This window comes from Wolbachia endosymbiont of Chironomus riparius, from assembly GCF_918315375.1.
In genome coordinates, this window is sequence record NZ_OU906733.1 from 60,736 (window position 1) to 80,722 (window position 19,987).

Sequence of the window (19,987 nt, forward strand, 5' to 3'; positions counted from 1 at the left end):
TACGTATTATCCACAAGCTACGAAAATCACGTTTACGATTTCTTCTATCTCTATAAGCGTATTGAAGTGCCTTTTCAACTCTTTGCAATGCGACTCTATAACAATTTTTTGCACGGCCTCTATAGCCTTTTGCTAATTTCAATATTTTTTTATGACGAGCATGTGTAGTTACTCCACGTTTTACTCTAGCCATTCTATTTTACCTCCACATTTAAAGACCATAAGGTATATAAAGCTTCACTATACGTGAATCAGACTTACCAAGAATTGTTGTACCGCGCTGGTTACGAATATTGGATTTACTTCTTTTTATCATACCATGCCTTTTTCCAGATTGAGTAGCAATAACTTTGCCGGTAGCTGTAAGACGAAAACGTTTTTTAACGGAAGATTTAGTTTTCAATTTTATTTTCTTCATACTGCAACAAACTCTTTATCATTTAATATATTTATTATAGATAATTTTATGAAAGAATCAAATGAAATTGTATTCTTTATAGAAATTTGAATGTGATTACACCTAATATATGGCTAATGTTGTTGTTTTGATCACCTAATGGTAACAATACTTGCCTGATTTTAATACTTTCACTTTCTTCTTGTTCAGTGATTGGGTAACAATCTTCTACTAAAGTGTCAAATTTTTCAAGTACTGCATCTATTGTATATAGTCGTAAAAACGGTGCATCAGTTGAATAACGATTATCAATACACATATTTTTCTGAAAACCATAAAATTCTGTAGCTTTTTCTCCCGCGTCTTCACATATATAACCTGAATTCTTTACTTCTATTATAAAACAATGCTGCCATGATTCCATTATCTCTGAAGTATCTATCTCGCTTCTCTCTGGAAAATCCCTACCTACACCTTTTATATTAGTCCAATGTTGAGTAACTACATTTACTATTCTTCTTTCTTTACCTATATACAATCCCATTTTAATTTTTACATATGATAGATATAAGGTAATTTTACGCTAAATATATTGATTTTTTCTTACTATGTGATGTATACCGCTGTCTTGAATATATTGTCTTAGATTAGGTTAAGATAATTATTAAATATTAATAATATACTAAAATAGTAACATTATTCATCATTCTAGAACGGGAATAAGTCTCCACAAACTATGCAAAAGATTTTATAAAACCATTATCTTGAAAAAGAAAAATACAATTTTGAAGTTTTAACTGAGCATTAATTATACTTTTTTGAAAAATGCTAAAGCGATAAGAGAAATTTTCTTTAGCATTTTTACTTTCTTTTAGTAATTGTCAAGAATCCAGCAAATTATCACAAATAATAAAGATGATTACAGCTAATGATACATAAATGAACATAATAAATTTATTCCTCTCTTTGGTTAATTAATAAATCCCTCATGTTAAAGCTACATAATTCTTTTGTAATTCTGTTATGTTACCATGTACTGATACATCATCAAAATTAGTTCTAGGGTTATTTTTTTTATTCATGTTTTTAATTCTTCCTATAAGATTATGTTGAATATCACTAGCATTATTTTTTTGAATAGATTTATCAACTAGTTGTAAAAGATCCTTATCTATTTTTAGTTGCTTGCTCTGTGTTTCATTTGTTAGCTTAGTAGAAAGAGTACTTAATGATAACTTATTGCTTGTACTACTATTTTCTTGGAAAGTCATTGTATCTTTGGAATCACCAACTAATAAGTTAACAAAACTATCAACAAGATTCACAACGGTATCTTTTATCGATGAAAACCATGAAACTGATTGACCTTCTGTTATATCACGACGTTTACGATTAAGACTATCTCCTCCACATTTTCTTATACCCTCACTTAGATTTTGCAAACCTCCATCAAAATTATTTATCTTTCTCGATTGTTCAATTGGCGGTAAAAGCTCTTCAGGAACTGGTTGCTTATGTCTTGTTTTATTCAATAAACCAGCAGTTAGAACACCTAATATTATTATACCATTTATTACATTAGAATTTATTTCTGGTACCAATATATTGTGCTCTTGATATCCAATTTGCATTGGAGAATTTGTTGAATTATCTTGAACCAAGTTAATAAAACCGTTCTGTATATTTGATGGTAGAGCATTTGTAGTTGCTACTATGTCACGACGTTTACGATTATGACTAACCTGATTTAAAAACTTTACTTTATTTTCTTCAGAAAGAAGATCTACAGGTGTACTACCATTACGATTTTTAATATTTAAATCAGCTTTTCCTTCATTTTTAAGATAATTTAACATAACTAAATCATTACGTGTAGCAGCTTCGTGAGCAGGAGTATTCTGATTAGAAAAATTTTGCTTTATATTAGGATTAGCACCTTTGCTAATTAAGTATTTGACTATCTTCAGGTTACCGTAACGAGCTGCTACGTTTAAAGGAGTGCCGCCATAAAAATTATCCTTCAGATCAATATTATTAAATTTTTTTTCCTCAATAAGATATTCCACTAAACGCTGATTACCTGAGGAAGCAGCTGCATGTAAAACACTCCAAACACTAGTATAATTAATATCAGCTCCTTTTTTTATAAGATTCCTAACTTCACTTAGATTACCTTCACCTGCAGCATTAATTAGATCTATGTTAAGTAACCGCTGTGATTTTTCATGAGGAAGAACCTCATGAGAATCAAACGTACATCCTTTAGTAAGAATGCACATAGGTGTTTGATCATTATTATTTTTAGTATTTAAATTAGATCCATGCTGCTGAAGGTAATTTAACATTTTTAAATTACGATTCTGAGCAGCATAATGTGCAGGAGTATTTCTATCATTGTCTTGAGCATTAGTATTAGCTTCTTTTTTCTCTACAAGATATTTTACTGTATCTTGGTTATTAAGCCCTACCACTAAATGTAAAAGGGTGACAAGATTGTTATTCTTGATGTTAGGATCAACATCATTTTATCAGTCACCTCAAAATTTCCAAGATCAATAAAGAATTTAACTATATTTAAAAAACCATTTTTAGCAGCTAAATGGGGAGGGGTATCTCCATTGTTATCTTGAATGTTAACATCAGCTTCTGCAGAGATAAGGTTTACAACTGCATCAAAGTAGCCATATTCAGAAGCAAAATGCAAAGGTGTTTTACCATTATTATTTTTACAATCGACATCTAAATTATAAATTTCTATTAGCTTGCTTCCTATATATGTTTTGTTATAAATGATGGCTTGATGTAAAAGGCTATTGCCTAATGAACCTTTGATGGTAGGTTCTAAATGTAGTTCCTTAATCAGATATTCAATTATTTCCAAACGATTATTTTGAACAGCATAGAATGCAACAGTCCTGATAACATTGCTCTTAGCATCTAAATTGATATTATATTTCTCTTTAAAATCTTTAAATTCACTAATACTGCCATTTTTTGATATAATATCAATCAAAGGGCCAACTTTAATCACTGAATCTTCAGGAATTATATCTAGAGGGGTTTTGCCATTGTTATCCCGAATGCTAGTATCAATTTTTTTCTGTTTAAGGCAAAATTGAAATATATCCAGAGAGGAATTTTCAGCAATAATGTGTAAAGGTGTTTGGAGATTAGTATTTTTTATATTAGGATCAACTTTTGACTGCAGAATTAGAAAATATATTATATTACTATTATTAATTTGAGCAGCATTGTGTAGAGGGGTATTACCATTTTTATCCTTAACATTAGTGTTAATTCTTGGATTATAAACAAGGAGCCTGAGCGTATCAATATCATTATTCAGAACGGTGTAATGTAAAGGAGTTAACCAATAATTATTGCTAATGTTAAGGTTAACTTTTTCCGTATCAATGAGAAAAGAAGCTATATCTTTATAACCAAGTATAATTGATTGATGTAAAGGAGTATTACCTTCCTTATCTCTAGTATTAGCGTCAATACTTGCGTTATCAACAAGGATTCGAATTATGTCAAGTTTTTTTTTCAGAACGGCGTAATGTAAAGGAGTTAAGCCATTCTTATTCTTGATATTAATATTAACTTTTATTTCATTGATAAGCAAGGAAGCTATATCTTTGTAACCAAATAGAATAGCTTTATGTAATGGAGTATTACCTTCTTTGTCCTGTGAATTAGGATTAACATTTTTTTTCTCAATAATATTTTTAACAAAATGACTCTCACCGGAATAAACAGCCATATGTAAAAGATCCACATATGAATCACCATCCTCAATATTCTTATCAGTATTTAATCTCGTGTTGCTGCGATTAATTTCCATTCGAGATCGACTCCTCATAACTGAACCAATACCCCCAGCTGTTCCTTTTATATTCATATACTATTCTTAATATAAAATACTAATTTAAACATAATGGTAAGTTTTGTTTGTTAGTCAAGTATTTTATTTTCGTAATAAAATAAAATTTTCGGATAGATAGAATGTTAGAAGTAATACTGTAATTTTTACAGAAAAATCACAGACCCAATTCAAGATTCATAATTATATATTAATTAGAAAAGTTTATGCTCTTGGGATTGTATGTACTTTGAGTGTACATAGGGTGTAATTTATTTTTTGAGCAATTTAACAAACACAAGCCATCCATCAATAAGTAGATCTGTAATGTTTTTACAGTTGAAACAATATCTATACACTATATACGCTCAATACTTTCTACTTTTGAGCGAACTATAAATATAAGAGCTACTAATTCAATGCTACTTTCATATTCATACTGAAATTTATTCCTTTTAATTCTTCTATTGTTGGTGCCATGAGGTGATTCATTTTCATTACAGAAGTTTTGTTTTCTTTTTTTTCTTTGAGATCATCATTTGTATTTTTTGGGTGCAAATAAATTATATCTTTTCTAATAGATAGCTCTATCTGAGCTTGCTCTTCTTTTGTATATAAACTGCTTATGTTATCTTCACACCAACTGCTATCAATTGGCACAGAATCTTCATCTATTTGTGCACCACTTTCTGCTAGCTTGGTATCAAAAATACCTATATCATTTTTCAAATGTGCATAGGATGTAGCCTTACATGAAATGCACCCCTCAGAAAAACGCGGTCTTTCATATATTTTTTTAAATAACAACATATCTTTCATATTATTAATAGTGTCTGTTAATAATCTATTTTTTGGATCATTTAAAGCAATTATAGAACAAAATGTACTACCAAAAGAAATATTATGTTGCATATCAATTTCACCAATTTGCTTGCCATTTTCTACTGGTAATATATCCATATCTAAATAAATAGCATCATTTCTTCCGGTAATTTCTTTAATTTGAGTTAGCATTAGGCGCTTCATTAAATCTATCTCTATATCAAATCGTATCCTACCTATCTCATTAGGTGTTTTTTCTCTCATCCTTTTAAAATTAGAGCTATACATATCCCTATAATAATCAGAAATTTTAATGTTTTGCTCATTTATCGGAAAAGAAAAATCTTCTCCCTCGAGATTTAATTTATTGAAATCTTGAACGAAAATTTTATTTTGTTTTAATGTTTTGGTTAGATTTTTAAATTGCTCTCTGGTAAAGCCATTTCCATTTACGATTAAATAAATATCTCGTTGAGGTTCATTATTTCCCCATTTTAGCATGTTCTCTTTATATTGTTCGGGTAATGTAAATCCACGCTCTCTCGGTATCCATAAAAAAAGCAAAGGGGCGGTATTGGACAATTTTTCTGTTTTCATATTTTTGATATTACTTAATATAAATTATATTTTATTTGATAGATAAAGTAAAGAAATTAATATTTAATGTGAATAAATTTATCTATAAAGTAATATTTTTATATATCGAGTGTTTTTTTAAGATAGAGATGCTTTCTTAACTTGAGAAGTAATTTACTTATGTGATTTTCTTAACATAAGTAAAAAACTGCACTTTGCTGAGATAGTTGGCCATAAATAATGACATTATGAAAATACAGTTTGCTAAGTGCTGCAAAAATATAATTGAAAAAACAAATAAATGGAAAGAGTGTTCTATCTATATCAATTTAATACAAACAGGTTCATAAAATAACTAGAATGGTGGGACTAGTGCGATTCGAACGCACGGCCTTCGGATTAGGAATCCAACGCTCTATCCTACTGAGCTATAGTCCCTTTATTTGCTCATTTAATAGTCTAGTTATTTTTCAAAAGCTATAAAGTAGTTATGTAGACGGTTGTTTATTAAAATAACAAATATATAGTAGATTTTTATCTTTTCAATCAATATCAAATAAGCAAAATAAAAATGCTTCTATATTTTGTGGACATAGTGGTATTATATTTTATAGTGAAAATAAAACTGAATGTTGATTAATAATGTTTGTTACTTTTATGATAACGATGATCATTTTATCTGAGTAAAGTAAGTGTTGAAGTAAAGAAAGGCAATGTTGTTTGTTTGCTTGGACATTCTGGGTGTGGTAAATCAACACTATTAAAATTAATTGTTGGAATAGAAAATCCAAAATCCGGATCTATCGTAATTAATAACCAATTAGTTGCAAATAATAAAATATCTGTTGCAATAGAAGAGAGAAATATCGGATTAGTTTTTCAACATTCTGCATTATTTCCTCATAAAACAGTAGTAGAGAATGTAACTTTTGCTATTAAAAATTCTTCCAAGAGAGAAAAATATAATAATGCTATAGAAATTCTGAATTTATTGAATATAAAAAAATATGAAAATTTCTACCCTAATACTTTATCAGGAGGACAACAACAATTAGTTGCAATAGCAAGAGTAATAGCACAGAATCCTGATGCTGTGTTACTTGATGAGCCATTTTCTCACTTAGACGTACTGTTAAAGTATCAAATAAGAGATAATATATTATCAATATTTAGACATAAAAAAATTCCCGTCTTAATGGTAACTCATGATCCACAAGAGGCATTAGAAGTTGCAGATTTTATTTACGTAATGAAAAATGGAGGTATAGTTCAATCAGGAACTCCTGGTGATATATATCATATGACTAATGATGATGTATTGGAGAGATTTTTTACTGAATTGTCTTCTAAAGTTGAAAAAGACTCTATAAAATTTATGTTTAACAAAATAGTTGCTACAAGAAAATAAATTAACTTATAAATCTTTATTTTAGAGATTATATAATTCAAAACCTAAATAATAGGTATTGTGTCTATCTTTAAAAATACAGAGGATTTTATGAAAATAAAAATTGGAGTAATAGGTTGCTTGGGCAGAATGGGAAAAGCAGTAATCAATGAATTAATTACTAATGAAAGAGTAAAAATAGCAGGTGCTTTTGCACGCTCAAGTGTAGGTAAAGATGTTGGGTTAATTATAGGTCATGGCTATAGTATAGGACTAAAAATTACAAATTCTATTAATAATGTATTTCAATTGTCTGATGTCGTAATAGATTTTACGGCTCAAGAATGTATGTTAGAGTGCTTAAAAGCAGCTGTGAAATTTAACAAACCATTTGTTAGTGGTACTACTGGAATAGACAGTATTAATTTACAAGATTATGCTGATAGAGTTCCAATATTATGGTCAGCAAATATGAGTATAGGTGTGAATGTACTATTGAAGTTGGTAAAAAGTGCTACTAAATTATTAGGGGATAAATATGATGTAGAAATTCTAGAAATGCACCATAATTTAAAAAAGGACTCACCATCTGGCACGGCTGTAGAGCTTGGTAAAACAATTGCAGAGACTTTAAAAATTGATTTTCACATTAATCAATATTTATACAACAATAAAACAGAAAGACAAAAGGACAGCATAGGTTTTGCAGTATCACGAGCAGGTGGTGTGATAGGAGATCATAAGGTGATGTTTGTTAATTACGGTGAACGAATAGAGCTAAGTCATAAGGCAATTAGTCGTAAGATATTTGCCAATGGTGCTGTACAAGCAGCAATGTGGTTATATGATAATAAAAGAAGAGTTAATGGACTTTATTCGATGCAAGAGGTAATATGAATACAGTATATGCTTCAGTTAATGAACTAAATCTTTGGTACCATACTAAACAGATTTTATTTGATGTGAATTTAGAAATTCATAAAAGAAAAATCACTACCTTGATTGGACCATCTGGTTGTGGTAAATCAACATTTTTGCGTTGTTTTAATCGTATGAATGATTATGTTGATGGATGCAGAATTACTGGCAAATCAAATATCGATAATTTAGGTAATATATATTCACGAGATATGGATGTTGTTCTGCTTAGAGCAAAAGTTGGCATGGTATTTCAAAAGCCAAATCCTTTTCCAAAATCAATATATGATAATGTTGCTTATGGTCCTAGAATACACGGTATAATAAAAAATAAACAAAAATTAACGGAAATAGTAGAGGATAGCTTAGTTAAGGTTAGTCTATGGGAAGAATTAAAAGATAGATTACAGGAAAGTGCTTTAGATTTATCCGGTGGTCAGCAACAGAGGTTATGTATTGCTCGTGCGATTGCAATAAAACCATCTATGTTACTAATGGATGAACCATGCTCAGCTCTTGATCCAATAGCCACTAACGCTATTGAAAATCTTATACAAGAGTTAAAATTGAAATTTACTATAATTATGGTAACTCATTCGATGAAACAAGCAAAAAAGTTATCTGACAATGTAGTTTTTTTTCATAATGGCAAAATTATTGAATCTGGAACTACTCAGGAAATTTTTGAAAATGCTCAATCCTTCTTGACCAAAGAATATATAACGGATCATTAAGTTCTTTGTTCAACTTGAAATTAATTTTTCTTTTAAGTTTTAAATTGTGTATAAAAAATTTAAAAAGAGTAAATTTAGAAAAATTTTACTTAAAAGTATAATTTATTTTACTAGAATAGTCTTGGGTGTGAATATACTACAATGAACAAATTATTGCAAAAATTTTATAATATTATTTATTGTCTGTATAAAGCTTTAGTTGATACTATTTACGATGGTGGATTAGAGCACGCAGGATATTTATCATTCTTAATATTATTATCAATATTTCCTTTTCTTATTGTTTTAATGGCTTTAGCATCAATGTTTGCAAATTTACTGGATCAATATAATATAGGGTGGTTATTTATAATTGATAATATACCTCAGGATATTTTAGCATCTTTAATGCCACGTATTAAGGAAATAATTTCAGGTCCACCACAAAATATGTTGACTCTAGCAATCTTGGGTGCAGTTTGGACTGCTTCATCTACGATTGAAGGATTAAGAAGTATATTAAATAAAGCTTACAGGGTATCAGTTTCGCCACCTTATATAATGGGAAGAATATTAAGTATATTACAATTTTTAGTTATTACGTTCCTTATAACATTAACAATAGTATGTTCTACATTAATACCAATGCTTATAAATTTTTCTTACTATAGTTTTACTTATGCTAAATATTTTTTTGTTGAGTTTGTACTTTTTACAGTAATTTCTTGGCTTTATTTTATGTTACCAAATATAAAACAAAATTTAGTTGATGTCTTTCCAGGATCATTAATTTCTGTTTTTCTATTGACAATTTCTGCTTCAACTTTTAAGCAGTACTTGAAAATATCTTTTTATCAATTAAATCTTATATATGGAAGTTTGGGTGGTATGATAGTATCATTATTATTTTTTTATATGGTCAGTCTAATTTTTATATATGGAGCAAAATTCAATTTTCATTTAAAATACTCTAAGAATTTTGTTAAATAAAGGAGGGCATATTATGGGTAAGCTTCTAGAAGGTAAAATAGCTCTTATAACTGGAGCTTCTGGAAAAATAGGTTCTACTGTAGCAAAAAGATTCATACGAGAAGGTTCAAGAGTAATCTTAGTTTCAAGATTTATTGAAACTCTTAACGCATTATATAATGAAATTAAAGAATTTGAAGAATTCAAAGATGAATCAGTCACGCTAATACAGCTTGACCTTTTAGACTTTACAAATGTAAAGTTACTGGCTAATAAAATAACTGATCTAAAATCATCAGAACCTGGAGGGCTTGATATATTAGTTTCTTGTACCGAAATTTTAGGAGAATTAACTTCTATTCAAAACTATGAACTTGAAACATTTAAGACTATAATGGATACAAATTTTATTTCTCATTGGTATTTATTAAAAAATTTAGATCCTATATTAAAAAAATCTAATGCTGGAAGAATAGTTTTTCTTACTTCTGAAGTAACATTATCTCCGGGATCTTACCCATATTGGGGAGCATATGCTGCAAGTAAGGCTGCTTTGGAAACAATGGTAAAAGTATACGCATCTGAAATAAAAGGGGATACAGAATTACGTGTAAATGCTGTATATTTGCAAAACTTCATTAACAATAAAGATGCTCCAGAATTAGAGCTATCAACCGATAAATTTATGAAATTAGTTTCTGATGATTGTAAAATATCAGGAGAAATTTTTTCCATTAAGTAAAGTATTTTGTTGGGTTAGGCATGTTTTTTTATTGTTTTTAATAGCAGAATAGTGTATTATATAATTAGTTAATTTTTATAGGCAGGCAAATATGGTAGACGAAGAGAATGATTTTATGAACCAATATATGAAAACTTGTAAGGAACAAATAGAAAAACTGGCTAAAGATCCTGAGTTACTTAATCAAACTTTAAAGCCGTTTATGCAAATGTCTCAGCAATTTATGGCTAATAGTGGTCTGTTGGGTGAGAATGAGCCTAATCTTATGATACCGGACTTGGGTAATGTTGATAAAATTAATAAACAAATTGAAAACATTAATAATAATATCAAAGAAAATTACAAAGAGTTAATTAAAGCTCACAATACACAAGATGACGTTATTAAAAACCTTGATAAATTGAGCAAGAGACTTAGAATTTTGGTAAAAAAATTAATGGAAGAGATTGATAATAAGTAACATTTAGTAACGTAGCAAAACAGAACCCCACGTAAGTCCTGCACCTATAGCTGCTAACATTAATATGTCACCTTGTTTTATTTTTGACTCTTGAATTCCTAGGTTAAAGGCCAATGGAATTGAAGCAGATGAGGTATTTGCGTGTTTATCAACGGTATTGATAACCTTTTCAGTTGGAAAATTTAACTTTTCTGTTACTAATTCAATAATACGGGTGTTTGCCTGATGAGGAATTAGCCAGTCTACATCACTAATTTTTAAGTCATTACAATTTAATATTTCTTGTACTGAAAACACTAATTTATCTACTGCATGTTTAAATACTTCTCTACCATTCATACATATTATTCCCGAGCTACCAGTAGATGATACACCACCATTCGTCTGTAAAATATCTATATTGCCATCAGAATATAGACTTGTTGATATTATACCTTTTAGACTTTTTTGTGTTAAAGAGTTAGTTTCACAGTATGCTATAGATTTCATTATCACTGCACCAGCACCATCACCAAATAGTATACAAGTTGATCGATCTTCCCAGTTAATAATTCTGGACATTGTTTCAGCACCGATAACTAATGCATGTTTTATTTTATCATTAGACTTAATCAATGAATCAGCAACTGTAACTGCATATATGAAACCAGAACATGCTGCTTGAATATCAAAAGCAAATGCGTTTTTGCATTTTAGCTTATTTTGTACAATTGTTGCACAACTAGGAAAGGTTTTATCAGGTGTTGTAGTTGCTACTATAATTAAATCAATATCATTTACTGTGATTTTAGCATTTTTTATGGCATTTTCTGAAGCTTTTACGGCTAAATCTGATGTTAATTCTTTTTTATCTGCTATATGCCTTTGAAAGATTCCTGTGCGTTTTTTAATCCATTCATCATTTGTATCAACCTTTGATGCAATATCATCATTGTTTAGTATCTTTTCTGGTAAGTAAGAGCCTGTGCTTAATATAAAACTTTTATACAATATTATTTACTCCACTAATTATTCTTTGATTGAGATTTTCATTTATACAATTTACTGCAAATTTAATAGTATGAGCAAGAGAAATAGCATCAGAATTTCCATGACTTTTGATAACAATACCATTAAGACCTAAAAACATAGCTCCACTTCTGACTTTAGGATCAAAGCGCATTAGTATTTTTTTTAGCTGAGGTTTTAATAATATACCAAGTATTTTGTTTATCAATGAGTTAAACAATTCTTTTTTTATCAGACTAACAAAAGTACTTGCAGTAGCTTCAGCTGTTTTTAACATTACATTACCAACAAAGCCATCAGTAATAATGACATCTACATTACCTTCTAGAAATTCACTTGCTTCTATATAACCTTTAAAATTAATACACGAAGAATTTTTAAGTAACTCAAAAGCACCTCTTACTGAATCATTGCCTTTAATTTCTTCTACCCCTATGTTAAGTAAAGCAACTTCAGGATTATCAATTTTTAACGCAACTTTTGCAAATATACTTCCCATTAATGCAAATTGAAATAATGAATCAGCGTTACAATCAACATTTGCACCTAGATCAAGCAATGCAAAGCTTTTTGATTTAGTAGGGCATATAGATACAATAGCAGGACGATAAATACTTGGTAGTGTACCTAAAACAAACCTTGAAATTGCCATTAATGCACCAGTATTGCCTGAAGATATTACTCCAAGGGCTTTACCTTGCTTGACTGCTTCAATAGCTGCTGTCATACTTGAGTCCCTGCGGCGCCTTAGTGCAAAAGATGGTTTGTCACTTGCTAGAACATTGTCAGAACAATGAATAAATTCAGAACTATCATTTACTTTTTTATATTTTGAGAGTAAAGGTAGAACCTCTTGCTTATCTCCATAAATACGGAAGAAAATTTTCTTATTCTGATCAAGAATATTACTTAAGAAAAAGTCGACACCTTTTATTACTGAAAGAGGTGCGAAATCACCTCCCATAGCATCAAGTGCAATAACTATGTTACTATTAAAAGTAGGTAGCATAGCATATCACTATTCCGCAACCTGCTGTTTAGAGAAAACGCTCCTCTCATTATAATAACCATCAAGTGCTATGGTGTGAGATAACATAAACTCCCCAGTTGTTGAATTTAATACAACATTTTTAGGTTTAATAGCATGATGGGAGCGATGCATATTACGCCGAGACTTAGACTTTTTTCTTTTAGGAACTGCCACAAATTCTCCCTATTTAATATAACTAAAATCATTATTAACATGTTTTTTTCAATAAGTAAATAGAGGATATCGAGAATTATAAAGGAACATCTATAATTCTAACGGTAATAGAATTGAAAATAAATTAGGGTTTATATTGATAAAGTATCAATTATATATAGTAATAAAAGGTGATATTTCAATCTTCGTTTTATTTACTGTATTAAGATTGCAACAAGTGGCGCCGTGAAAATAAAACTATCCATACGATCGAGAACTCCTCCATGACCTGGTATAATACTACCGCTATCTTTGACTCCGTAAGCTCTTTTTATGGCTGATTCAGTGAAATCACCTACTTGAGCTACAATAGCGATAATACACCCAATTGCAGGAGAATAAAGAATTGGAAACAACCTTAAAAACAACGACCCAAAAGTCGTCAACACCACACTAATTATAATGGCTCCAAGCAGTCCTGACCATGTTTTTCTAGGGCTAATAATTGGACATATTCTAGCTCCGCCAAATTGTTTACCGAATGAGTAGGCAGCGATATCAATGCTCCAAATAGTTAAGATAAGCCACACCAATACATGTTTTCCTTGTGGTAGGTTATATAGGTATATTAATGAAGCGTTTGGTAGTGCGATTAATATTAATGCAAAAATATAAAAAATTTTATTTCCTCGTGTTAAATTATACCACTCAAAAGAAGATAAAACTGTTATTGAAAAAATTAATAGGTAAAAGGATAAGTCACTAAAATAAACCGCAAAGGAAAATATAAATAATATCACTGTTGCAGATAACACTCTAATAATGAAATTACTATCTACCATATTTTCTTTCTCTTTGTATATATTTTTGTAATGCTTTTGTTAGATGTTTGCAAGAAAAATTAGGCCACAAAGTGTTGCAAAAATATAATTCAGCATAAGCAGCTTGCCATAATAAAAAATTGCTTAGCCTCTTTTCTCCACCAGCTCGAATCAAAAGATCTAATTGTGGAAGGCCCCTAGTGTATAGAAATTTTTCAAACTCATATTCTGATACACAATCAATATTATTCTTTATAACAAAGCTTATAGCTTGTATGATTTCTTGTTTTGCACCATAACTTACTGCTATAGTCAGTAATAAACCACTGTTATTAGATGTAATTTTTTCTACTTTTTTTATCCGTTCTAGTATGTTATTAGGTAATAGATTCAAATTGCCGATGAAGTTTAACTTAATATTGCAATTACAGATAAAATCTATTCTATTTTCATTAACTAAAAAAGAATAAAACAAATCAAGGAGATCGTTAATTTCATCTTCAGGCCTTGACCAATTTTCTATAGAAAATGCATATAAAGTTAAGTATGGTATGGTGAGATCTGCACAATATTTAGCAATGTTGTATGCAACTTCGCCACCTTTTTTATACCCATCAATTTTTGCTTTTCCTTTATTTATTGCCCATCTGCCATTACCATCCATAATAATTGCTAAATGCTTCGGCAGATATTCAGGATTTAATTCATTAATCATTTAGTGTGAAGTATATCTTTTTCTTTAGTAGATAACTCAGAATCTATCTTTTTAATATTATCATCTGTAATACTTTGTACTTCTTTTTTAATATTATGAAAATCATCTTCTGATATCTGTTTATCTTCTTTCATTTTTTCTACTTCTTCTATAATATCTCTACGTATATTTCTAATAGCAATACGTGCATTTTCAGCAAACTGATGCAATAGCTTAACTAGCTTTTGACGAGTTTCTTGCGTTAATTCTGGAAGAGCTACACGTATGCTACTACCTTCAATAACAGGGTTCAAGTTAAGATTAGCATTTAAAATAGAATTTTTTACTTCACTTACAGTTTCAACATCCCAAACTTTTATTAATAAAGTTCTATTATCTATCACTGAAACCCCGGCAACTTGATTGAGTTTCTGATGCCCACCATAAACATTTATCATTATACCATCAAGTAGTGACGGACTGGCTCTACCAGTACGCACACCCTTAATATCATCATGGAAAGATTGAAGCGTTTTGAGCATTCTATCTTTTGTTTTAATTTTTATATCATTTAACATATGCACTCATTTATTCAGAATTAGAAACAATAGTATAAATTCCTTGTCCCTTGATAATGTTAACCATTTTTTCTTCTTTTAGAGAAAAAACTATAATAGGAATTGAATTTTCGCGTGCAAGTGAAATAGCAGATGCATCCATTACTTTAAGATCTCGAGCCAACAAATCTGTATAAGAAAGCTTATCATACATTACTGCATCCTTGTTTTGTTTAGGATCGGAAGAATATACACCGCTTACCTGTGTACCTTTTAGAATTACATCACAATTCATTTCAACAGCACGTAAAGCCGCAGCCGTATCTGTGGTAAAAAATGGATTACCAGTTCCTGCTGCGAAAATTACTATTCTACCTTTTTCTAAATGACGAATAGCTTTTCTTCTTATATAAGATTCACATATAGTAGTCATAGGTATAGCAGAAACTACCCTAGATACTATAGAACTCTTTTCTAAAAAATTTTGCAAAATTAAAGAATTAATTACAGTGCCAAGCATTCCTATATAATCACTACTTGCTCTTTCATAACCACTGAAGGAAGCAGATGCACCACGAAAAATGTTGCCACCACCAACGACAATGCAAATTTGAACTCCAAGTTTATAAACTTCTATTATTTCATTGGATAAAGCGCTTATGGTTTCCATATCGTGACCAAAATTCTTTTCTCCCATTAAGGCTTCACCAGAAAGTTTGAATAATACTCTGGAATATATTACTTCACTCTTTAGATCCACTAAAGTAGACATCTTAATTGTCATTACTTAAAGCAAGTAACCTGTAACTAGATAATTCAACAGGAACATTCAAGCTTGATTTTAAAAAATCGCAAACACTCAATTTATCATCTTTGATAAATTTTTGCTCTAGCAAAACAACTTCTTCATAATATTTAGCCATACGACCATCTATTATCTTTTTTGTGACTTCTTCAGGCTTATTTAAATTTTTTACTTCTTCTAAAATTAAAGAACGTTTATTATTTAGCTTATCTTGTCCTAAATCATCTATAGATAGAGCTTCGGGCTTCATAGCAACTATGTGCATGGCTACTTGTTTTCCGATCTCCTGTAATTTTATTTTATCTCCATGTGACTCTAACACAACTAAAGCTCCAATTTTACCCGTACTAGATGTGGAGCCATGAACATAACCTGCTATAATTCCATTCGTAGCTGTAGCATAATCAAATTTACTTAACTGTAGCTTTTCACCAAGAACGGAACTTTCATTTAAAATAACTTCATTTACTGTGCTAGTTTCTTCATACTTAGCATTTTGTAACTCATCTATCTTAGTAAAACGTTCTTTGCATGCAAGTGAAGCTAATTTTAAAGCTAACCCCATAAATCTTTCGTTCTTTGCAACAAAGTCTGTTTCGCAATTTAACTCAATTAATACTCCATAATTTTCAGATAAGTGCATAGCTATTAAGCCCTCTGAAACTACTCTGTCAGATTTTCTACCAGCTTTAGCTAACCCTATAACACGCAACTTATCACTTGCTCTTTCAATATTCCCATTACATTCTTCCAGCGCCTTCTTGCAGTCACTTATACCTGCACCAGTTCTATCACGTAGTAATTTTATGTCATTTATATTTATTGTCATCTTTCACTTTCTCCTACTGTAATGTTACTGCTTTTTTTTCTAGTTTGAACAATTTCACTTTTTTCCAGCATCTTATCTTTAATAAATTCATCACCTTCAATATTATCAATTTTTACCCCAGAATTTGCTAAATTGGACTCCATTCCTGATAATATAGAGTCAGAAGCTAATCGACAATAAAGCTCTATAGATTTTCTAGAATCATCATTTCCAGGTATAGGATAAGTAATTCCATCTGGATTTGAATTAGTATCAAGAATTGCAACCAATGGAATACCCAATTTCTTAGCTTCCTTAACAGCCACATTTTCTTTGTTAGTATCAACAACAAATAGGATGTCTGGCAATGCACCCATTTCTCTAATGCCACCTAGTGACTTATCAAGTTTTTTCCTTTTCTTATCAATATTCCCTAGTTCCTTTTTTGTTAAAGTACTTTCTTCATCGTTTAGCACTTTTTCATATTGCACTAAAGTTCTTACCGAAGAAGAAACAGTACCCCAATTCGTAAGCATACCACCTAACCAACGATCATTTACATAATATTGACCACAACGAATTGCTTCAATTGCAATAACATCAGATGCTTGAAATTTTGTACCAACAAATAAAATACGTCCATGTTTAGATGCAACATCGTATAGAGCTTTTAAAGCAATTTTTAGTAATGGTAATGTTTTTTCCAAATTAATTATATGTATATTGTTTGTCTGATTTATACCATATATGTAAGGAGCCATTTTTGCATTCCAGCGACTAGTCTTATGTCCAAAATGTATACCAGCGCCTGCTAAATCACGTATAGTGAATTTAGGTATATTTACCATAATCATTTCCCTCCAAATAGTTTATCCTCCATGGCATGACCCCTAACGGGACTATTTGTACTTACCATGTGTGAAATTAAGTTATCTATATAATAATAGAAAATATATAATAAAGCAAACAAAAAACATTGACAAATTATAACATGGTAATTACCTTTAGAGTTAATGTTTTTAATAAAATAAACATGGGGGGTGTAGCTCAGTTGGTTAGAGCGCATGCCTGTCACGCATGAGGTCACGGGTTCAAGTCCCGTCATTCCCGCACATATGTTTTTGCCTAAAATTCTTTTAGTATGTTTTAGTATAGTTGGTGATAGATAAGGTGGTGTTTAGACCAATTCCAGATAATCTTAATATAGAGTTCAGTAAATATAGAAAATTAACTATGTTAATTAGTATTATTCTCGTAACTTTATCATTACTCATTATTACATTGAGAGGAGTGAATTTAGGAATAGATTTTACAGGTGGAGTCATGATAGAAATTTCATCTTCAAATAAAAATATGTCTGTTATTGATGATTTAAAAACTAGTGGCTTCATAGTAAAAAATTCAAAATCAGATAATAATTTAATAATTTATTTTAAGGATGCAAAGGATGAGAATACAATCAAAACAATAAAGGAAATACTAGTAGAAAAATTAGGCAATCCAATAATATATAGGAAAATAGACTATGTTGGCCCACAAATAAGCTCAATGCAAATTTTTGAAGGAATAACGGCTATATTAATTGCGATTTTTGGAATATTTTTTTATATATGGGTGAGATTTGATTGGCGTTATGGTTTTTGTGGAACAATAGCACTAATACATGACGTCATTTTAACTACAGGCTTTATTAGCCTTGTTGGTATTGAATTCAATATTTCATCAACAGCTGCTTTATTAACTGTTATAGGGTACTCAATCAATGATTCTGTTGTAATATATGATCGAATTAGAGAATTGAGAGGTAAAAAAAATCAAGAGATGAAAAAAATAGTAGATGAGAGTATTAATGCTACATTAGCACGAACTACATTTACTTCTGGTACAACTCTTCTTGCAACGATTCCATTAATATTAATTTGTAAAGACATAGTAAAGGATTTCAGCTTAATTATCTTTTTCGGAGTCTTGGTTGGTACTTATTCTTCAATATTTATATCTTCTTCGATACTGACTTTAAAAGATAAAGAAACCATACCAGTATAAAATTTGAAATAAATATTTTTTATGCTATGATTCATGGCAAGAGTTATGAATTGGAGTAAATAAACGTGGTACAACAGCAGGTAGTGTCTATTAACGCAGAATTGCGTAATGTTACAAAAAAGAAAGCAATGTGTTTATTAAGAAAAGAGGAAAATATTCCTGGGGTTATTTATGGGAAAGGGCGTGAAAATATAAATCTGACCTTATGCGCTAAAGAATTTTCAAAGCAATATAAGTTAGGTCTTCTTTCTGCACATTTAATAGAACTCAATATATCAGGAAAGAAGGAATATGCTATTGTTCGTGACATTCAGTGGCATGTGGTAAAAGACACTATACAACATGTTGATTTTCAATTTGTAGATACAAATACTGAAATTAAAATAGATATACCTTTATCCTTTGTAAATGAAAATAAAGCTCCAGGAATTAAGTTAGGAGGCATATTAAACATTATGTGCCGTTCAATTACTATTAAATGTTTTCCTGATAATATACCACAGGTTATTGAAGTTGATTTATCTGGTAAAATGATTGGGCAATCAATACATATCAATGATGTAAAACTACCTGAAGGTGCTGATGTTGTATCTCATGAGGAAGATAATTTTACAATTTTGACGATTTCTTCAGCTAACAGTGAAATTGAAGAGCCTAAAAATCAAGAATAGTGTACCTAATAGTTGGTCTTGGTAATCCTGGCAGAAGGTATGAATTTACTTATCATAATTTAGGTTTTATCATCGTTGATGCAATTTGTAAGCATTGGAGTTTTCAAAATTTTTCCAAAAAGGATAACTATTTTATAAGTTCTGGAATGATCGATAACAATCGGGTATTGCTTTTAAAACCTCAATCATTCATGAACAATTCTGGTGTGTGTTTAATAAAAGTACTGAGTTTTTACAAGATAGCATTAGATGGTGTATTAGTTATACACGATGATGCTGACTTAAAGCTGGGTAAGATAAAAATAAAAAAAGGTGGCAGTTCTGCAGGACATAACGGTCTTAAATCTATAGATAATTCTATAGGTAATAATTATTGGCGGTTGAGAATTGGAATTGGCAGGCCTGAAACCAATACAAATTTAGCAGATTATGTATTATCAAAATTTGAAAACCTTGATAATATTACTCAATTAGCTGAAAAGATAGCACAAAACATACACTTTTTATTATGTCAAAATAATCTCGCTTTTATTAATCAGATCATGTAG

General features: G+C 30.1%; 23 protein-coding genes, 2 tRNA genes and 1 pseudogene. 10 read left to right on the top strand and 16 right to left on the bottom strand.

From position 1 onward, the window contains the following. The 7 genes from rplT to NL275_RS00340 all read right to left on the bottom strand — a co-directional run. The coding region (gene rplT, locus NL275_RS00310; RefSeq protein ID WP_253300024.1) for a 50S ribosomal protein L20 at positions 1–193 on the bottom strand (193 nt) is incomplete at its 3' end. Between the two features lie 18 nt (positions 194–211). After that, entirely contained in the window at positions 212–418 is a 207-nt protein-coding gene (gene rpmI / locus NL275_RS00315; protein ID WP_253300025.1) for a 50S ribosomal protein L35, read from the bottom strand. Between the two features lie 76 nt (positions 419–494). After that, on the bottom strand, positions 495–941 hold the full coding sequence (locus tag NL275_RS00320) for a PAS domain-containing protein (protein ID WP_253300026.1): 447 nt from the start codon (positions 939–941) through the stop codon (positions 495–497). A gap of 442 nt (positions 942–1,383) precedes the next feature. Beyond that, positions 1,384–2,868, bottom strand: a complete 1,485-nt coding sequence (locus NL275_RS00325) for an ankyrin repeat domain-containing protein (RefSeq protein WP_253300027.1) — start codon at positions 2,866–2,868, stop codon at positions 1,384–1,386. Beyond that, the gene (locus tag NL275_RS00330) at positions 2,868–4,298 is read right to left on the bottom strand and encodes an ankyrin repeat domain-containing protein (protein WP_253300028.1); all 1,431 of its coding nucleotides are present in this window, start codon (positions 4,296–4,298) and stop codon (positions 2,868–2,870) included. The genes NL275_RS00325 and NL275_RS00330 overlap by 1 nt, the downstream gene beginning before the upstream one ends. A 372-nt stretch (positions 4,299–4,670) precedes the next feature. After that, positions 4,671–5,678, bottom strand: coding sequence for a hypothetical protein (locus NL275_RS00335; RefSeq protein WP_253300029.1), 1,008 nt, complete (start codon positions 5,676–5,678; stop codon positions 4,671–4,673). A 340-nt stretch (positions 5,679–6,018) separates the two neighbouring features. Next, positions 6,019–6,095, bottom strand: a tRNA-Arg gene (locus NL275_RS00340). 191 nt (positions 6,096–6,286) lie between these two features. On the opposite strand from NL275_RS00340, the pseudogene NL275_RS00345 reads away from it, so the two are divergent. The 6 genes and pseudogenes from NL275_RS00345 (at position 6,287) to NL275_RS00370 (ending at position 10,846) form a co-directional block, all read left to right on the top strand. Further along, a pseudogene (locus tag NL275_RS00345) lies at positions 6,287–7,065 on the top strand (ABC transporter ATP-binding protein). 90 nt (positions 7,066–7,155) lie between these two features. Continuing rightward, positions 7,156–7,941: a 4-hydroxy-tetrahydrodipicolinate reductase gene (gene dapB / locus NL275_RS00350; RefSeq protein ID WP_253300031.1), complete on the top strand. Its 786-nt coding sequence runs from the start codon at positions 7,156–7,158 to the stop codon at positions 7,939–7,941. Further along, entirely contained in the window at positions 7,938–8,696 is a 759-nt protein-coding gene (pstB, locus tag NL275_RS00355; RefSeq protein ID WP_253300032.1) for a phosphate ABC transporter ATP-binding protein PstB, read from the top strand. Before dapB ends, pstB begins: the two co-directional genes overlap by 4 nt. Positions 8,697–8,837: 141 nt before the next feature. Continuing rightward, entirely contained in the window at positions 8,838–9,665 is an 828-nt protein-coding gene (locus NL275_RS00360; RefSeq protein ID WP_253300033.1) for a YihY/virulence factor BrkB family protein, read from the top strand. 13 nt (positions 9,666–9,678) lie between these two features. After that, positions 9,679–10,386, top strand: coding sequence for an SDR family NAD(P)-dependent oxidoreductase (locus NL275_RS00365; protein ID WP_253300034.1), 708 nt, complete (start codon positions 9,679–9,681; stop codon positions 10,384–10,386). A gap of 91 nt (positions 10,387–10,477) precedes the next feature. Beyond that, positions 10,478–10,846, top strand: a complete 369-nt coding sequence (locus NL275_RS00370) for a hypothetical protein (protein WP_253300035.1) — start codon at positions 10,478–10,480, stop codon at positions 10,844–10,846. 3 nt (positions 10,847–10,849) lie between these two features. Here NL275_RS00370 and NL275_RS00375 read toward each other — a convergent pair whose 3' ends face one another. The 9 genes from NL275_RS00375 to rpsB form a co-directional block, all read right to left on the bottom strand. Beyond that, positions 10,850–11,836 (bottom strand): beta-ketoacyl-ACP synthase III, encoded by a 987-nt coding sequence (locus tag NL275_RS00375; protein ID WP_253300036.1) that lies wholly within the window; start codon positions 11,834–11,836, stop codon positions 10,850–10,852. Next, positions 11,829–12,863 (bottom strand): phosphate acyltransferase PlsX, encoded by a 1,035-nt coding sequence (plsX, locus tag NL275_RS00380; RefSeq protein WP_253300037.1) that lies wholly within the window; start codon positions 12,861–12,863, stop codon positions 11,829–11,831. Before plsX ends, NL275_RS00375 begins: the two co-directional genes overlap by 8 nt. Before the next feature lie 9 nt (positions 12,864–12,872). Beyond that, the gene (gene rpmF / locus NL275_RS00385; protein WP_253300038.1) at positions 12,873–13,058 is read right to left on the bottom strand and encodes a 50S ribosomal protein L32; all 186 of its coding nucleotides are present in this window, start codon (positions 13,056–13,058) and stop codon (positions 12,873–12,875) included. A gap of 194 nt (positions 13,059–13,252) precedes the next feature. Then, positions 13,253–13,879, bottom strand: a complete 627-nt coding sequence (locus tag NL275_RS00390; RefSeq protein ID WP_253300039.1) for a phosphatidate cytidylyltransferase — start codon at positions 13,877–13,879, stop codon at positions 13,253–13,255. Next, complete coding sequence (gene uppS, locus NL275_RS00395) at positions 13,869–14,573, bottom strand: polyprenyl diphosphate synthase (RefSeq protein ID WP_253300040.1); 705 nt, start codon at positions 14,571–14,573, stop codon at positions 13,869–13,871. The genes NL275_RS00390 and uppS overlap by 11 nt, the downstream gene beginning before the upstream one ends. Then, on the bottom strand, positions 14,570–15,130 hold the full coding sequence (gene frr / locus NL275_RS00400; RefSeq protein WP_253300041.1) for a ribosome recycling factor: 561 nt from the start codon (positions 15,128–15,130) through the stop codon (positions 14,570–14,572). Before frr ends, uppS begins: the two co-directional genes overlap by 4 nt. 10 nt (positions 15,131–15,140) lie before the next feature. Then, the gene (gene pyrH, locus NL275_RS00405; protein WP_253300042.1) at positions 15,141–15,881 is read right to left on the bottom strand and encodes a UMP kinase; all 741 of its coding nucleotides are present in this window, start codon (positions 15,879–15,881) and stop codon (positions 15,141–15,143) included. A 1-nt stretch (position 15,882) separates the two neighbouring features. Continuing rightward, entirely contained in the window at positions 15,883–16,743 is an 861-nt protein-coding gene (gene tsf, locus NL275_RS00410) for a translation elongation factor Ts (protein WP_253300043.1), read from the bottom strand. Then, positions 16,740–17,570: a 30S ribosomal protein S2 gene (rpsB, locus tag NL275_RS00415; RefSeq protein ID WP_253300044.1), complete on the bottom strand. Its 831-nt coding sequence runs from the start codon at positions 17,568–17,570 to the stop codon at positions 16,740–16,742. Before rpsB ends, tsf begins: the two co-directional genes overlap by 4 nt. Positions 17,571–17,758: 188 nt before the next feature. On the opposite strand from rpsB, the gene NL275_RS00420 reads away from it, so the two are divergent. The 4 genes from NL275_RS00420 to pth all read left to right on the top strand — a co-directional run bounded on the left by NL275_RS00420 (position 17,759) and on the right by pth (position 19,987). Beyond that, positions 17,759–17,832, top strand: a tRNA-Asp gene (locus NL275_RS00420). A 60-nt stretch (positions 17,833–17,892) separates the two neighbouring features. Further along, complete coding sequence (gene secF, locus NL275_RS00425) at positions 17,893–18,768, top strand: protein translocase subunit SecF (RefSeq protein ID WP_253300045.1); 876 nt, start codon at positions 17,893–17,895, stop codon at positions 18,766–18,768. A 65-nt stretch (positions 18,769–18,833) separates the two neighbouring features. Next, complete coding sequence (locus NL275_RS00430) at positions 18,834–19,439, top strand: 50S ribosomal protein L25/general stress protein Ctc (RefSeq protein WP_253300046.1); 606 nt, start codon at positions 18,834–18,836, stop codon at positions 19,437–19,439. Beyond that, positions 19,439–19,987 (top strand): aminoacyl-tRNA hydrolase, encoded by a 549-nt coding sequence (pth, locus tag NL275_RS00435; RefSeq protein WP_253300047.1) that lies wholly within the window; start codon positions 19,439–19,441, stop codon positions 19,985–19,987. Before NL275_RS00430 ends, pth begins: the two co-directional genes overlap by 1 nt.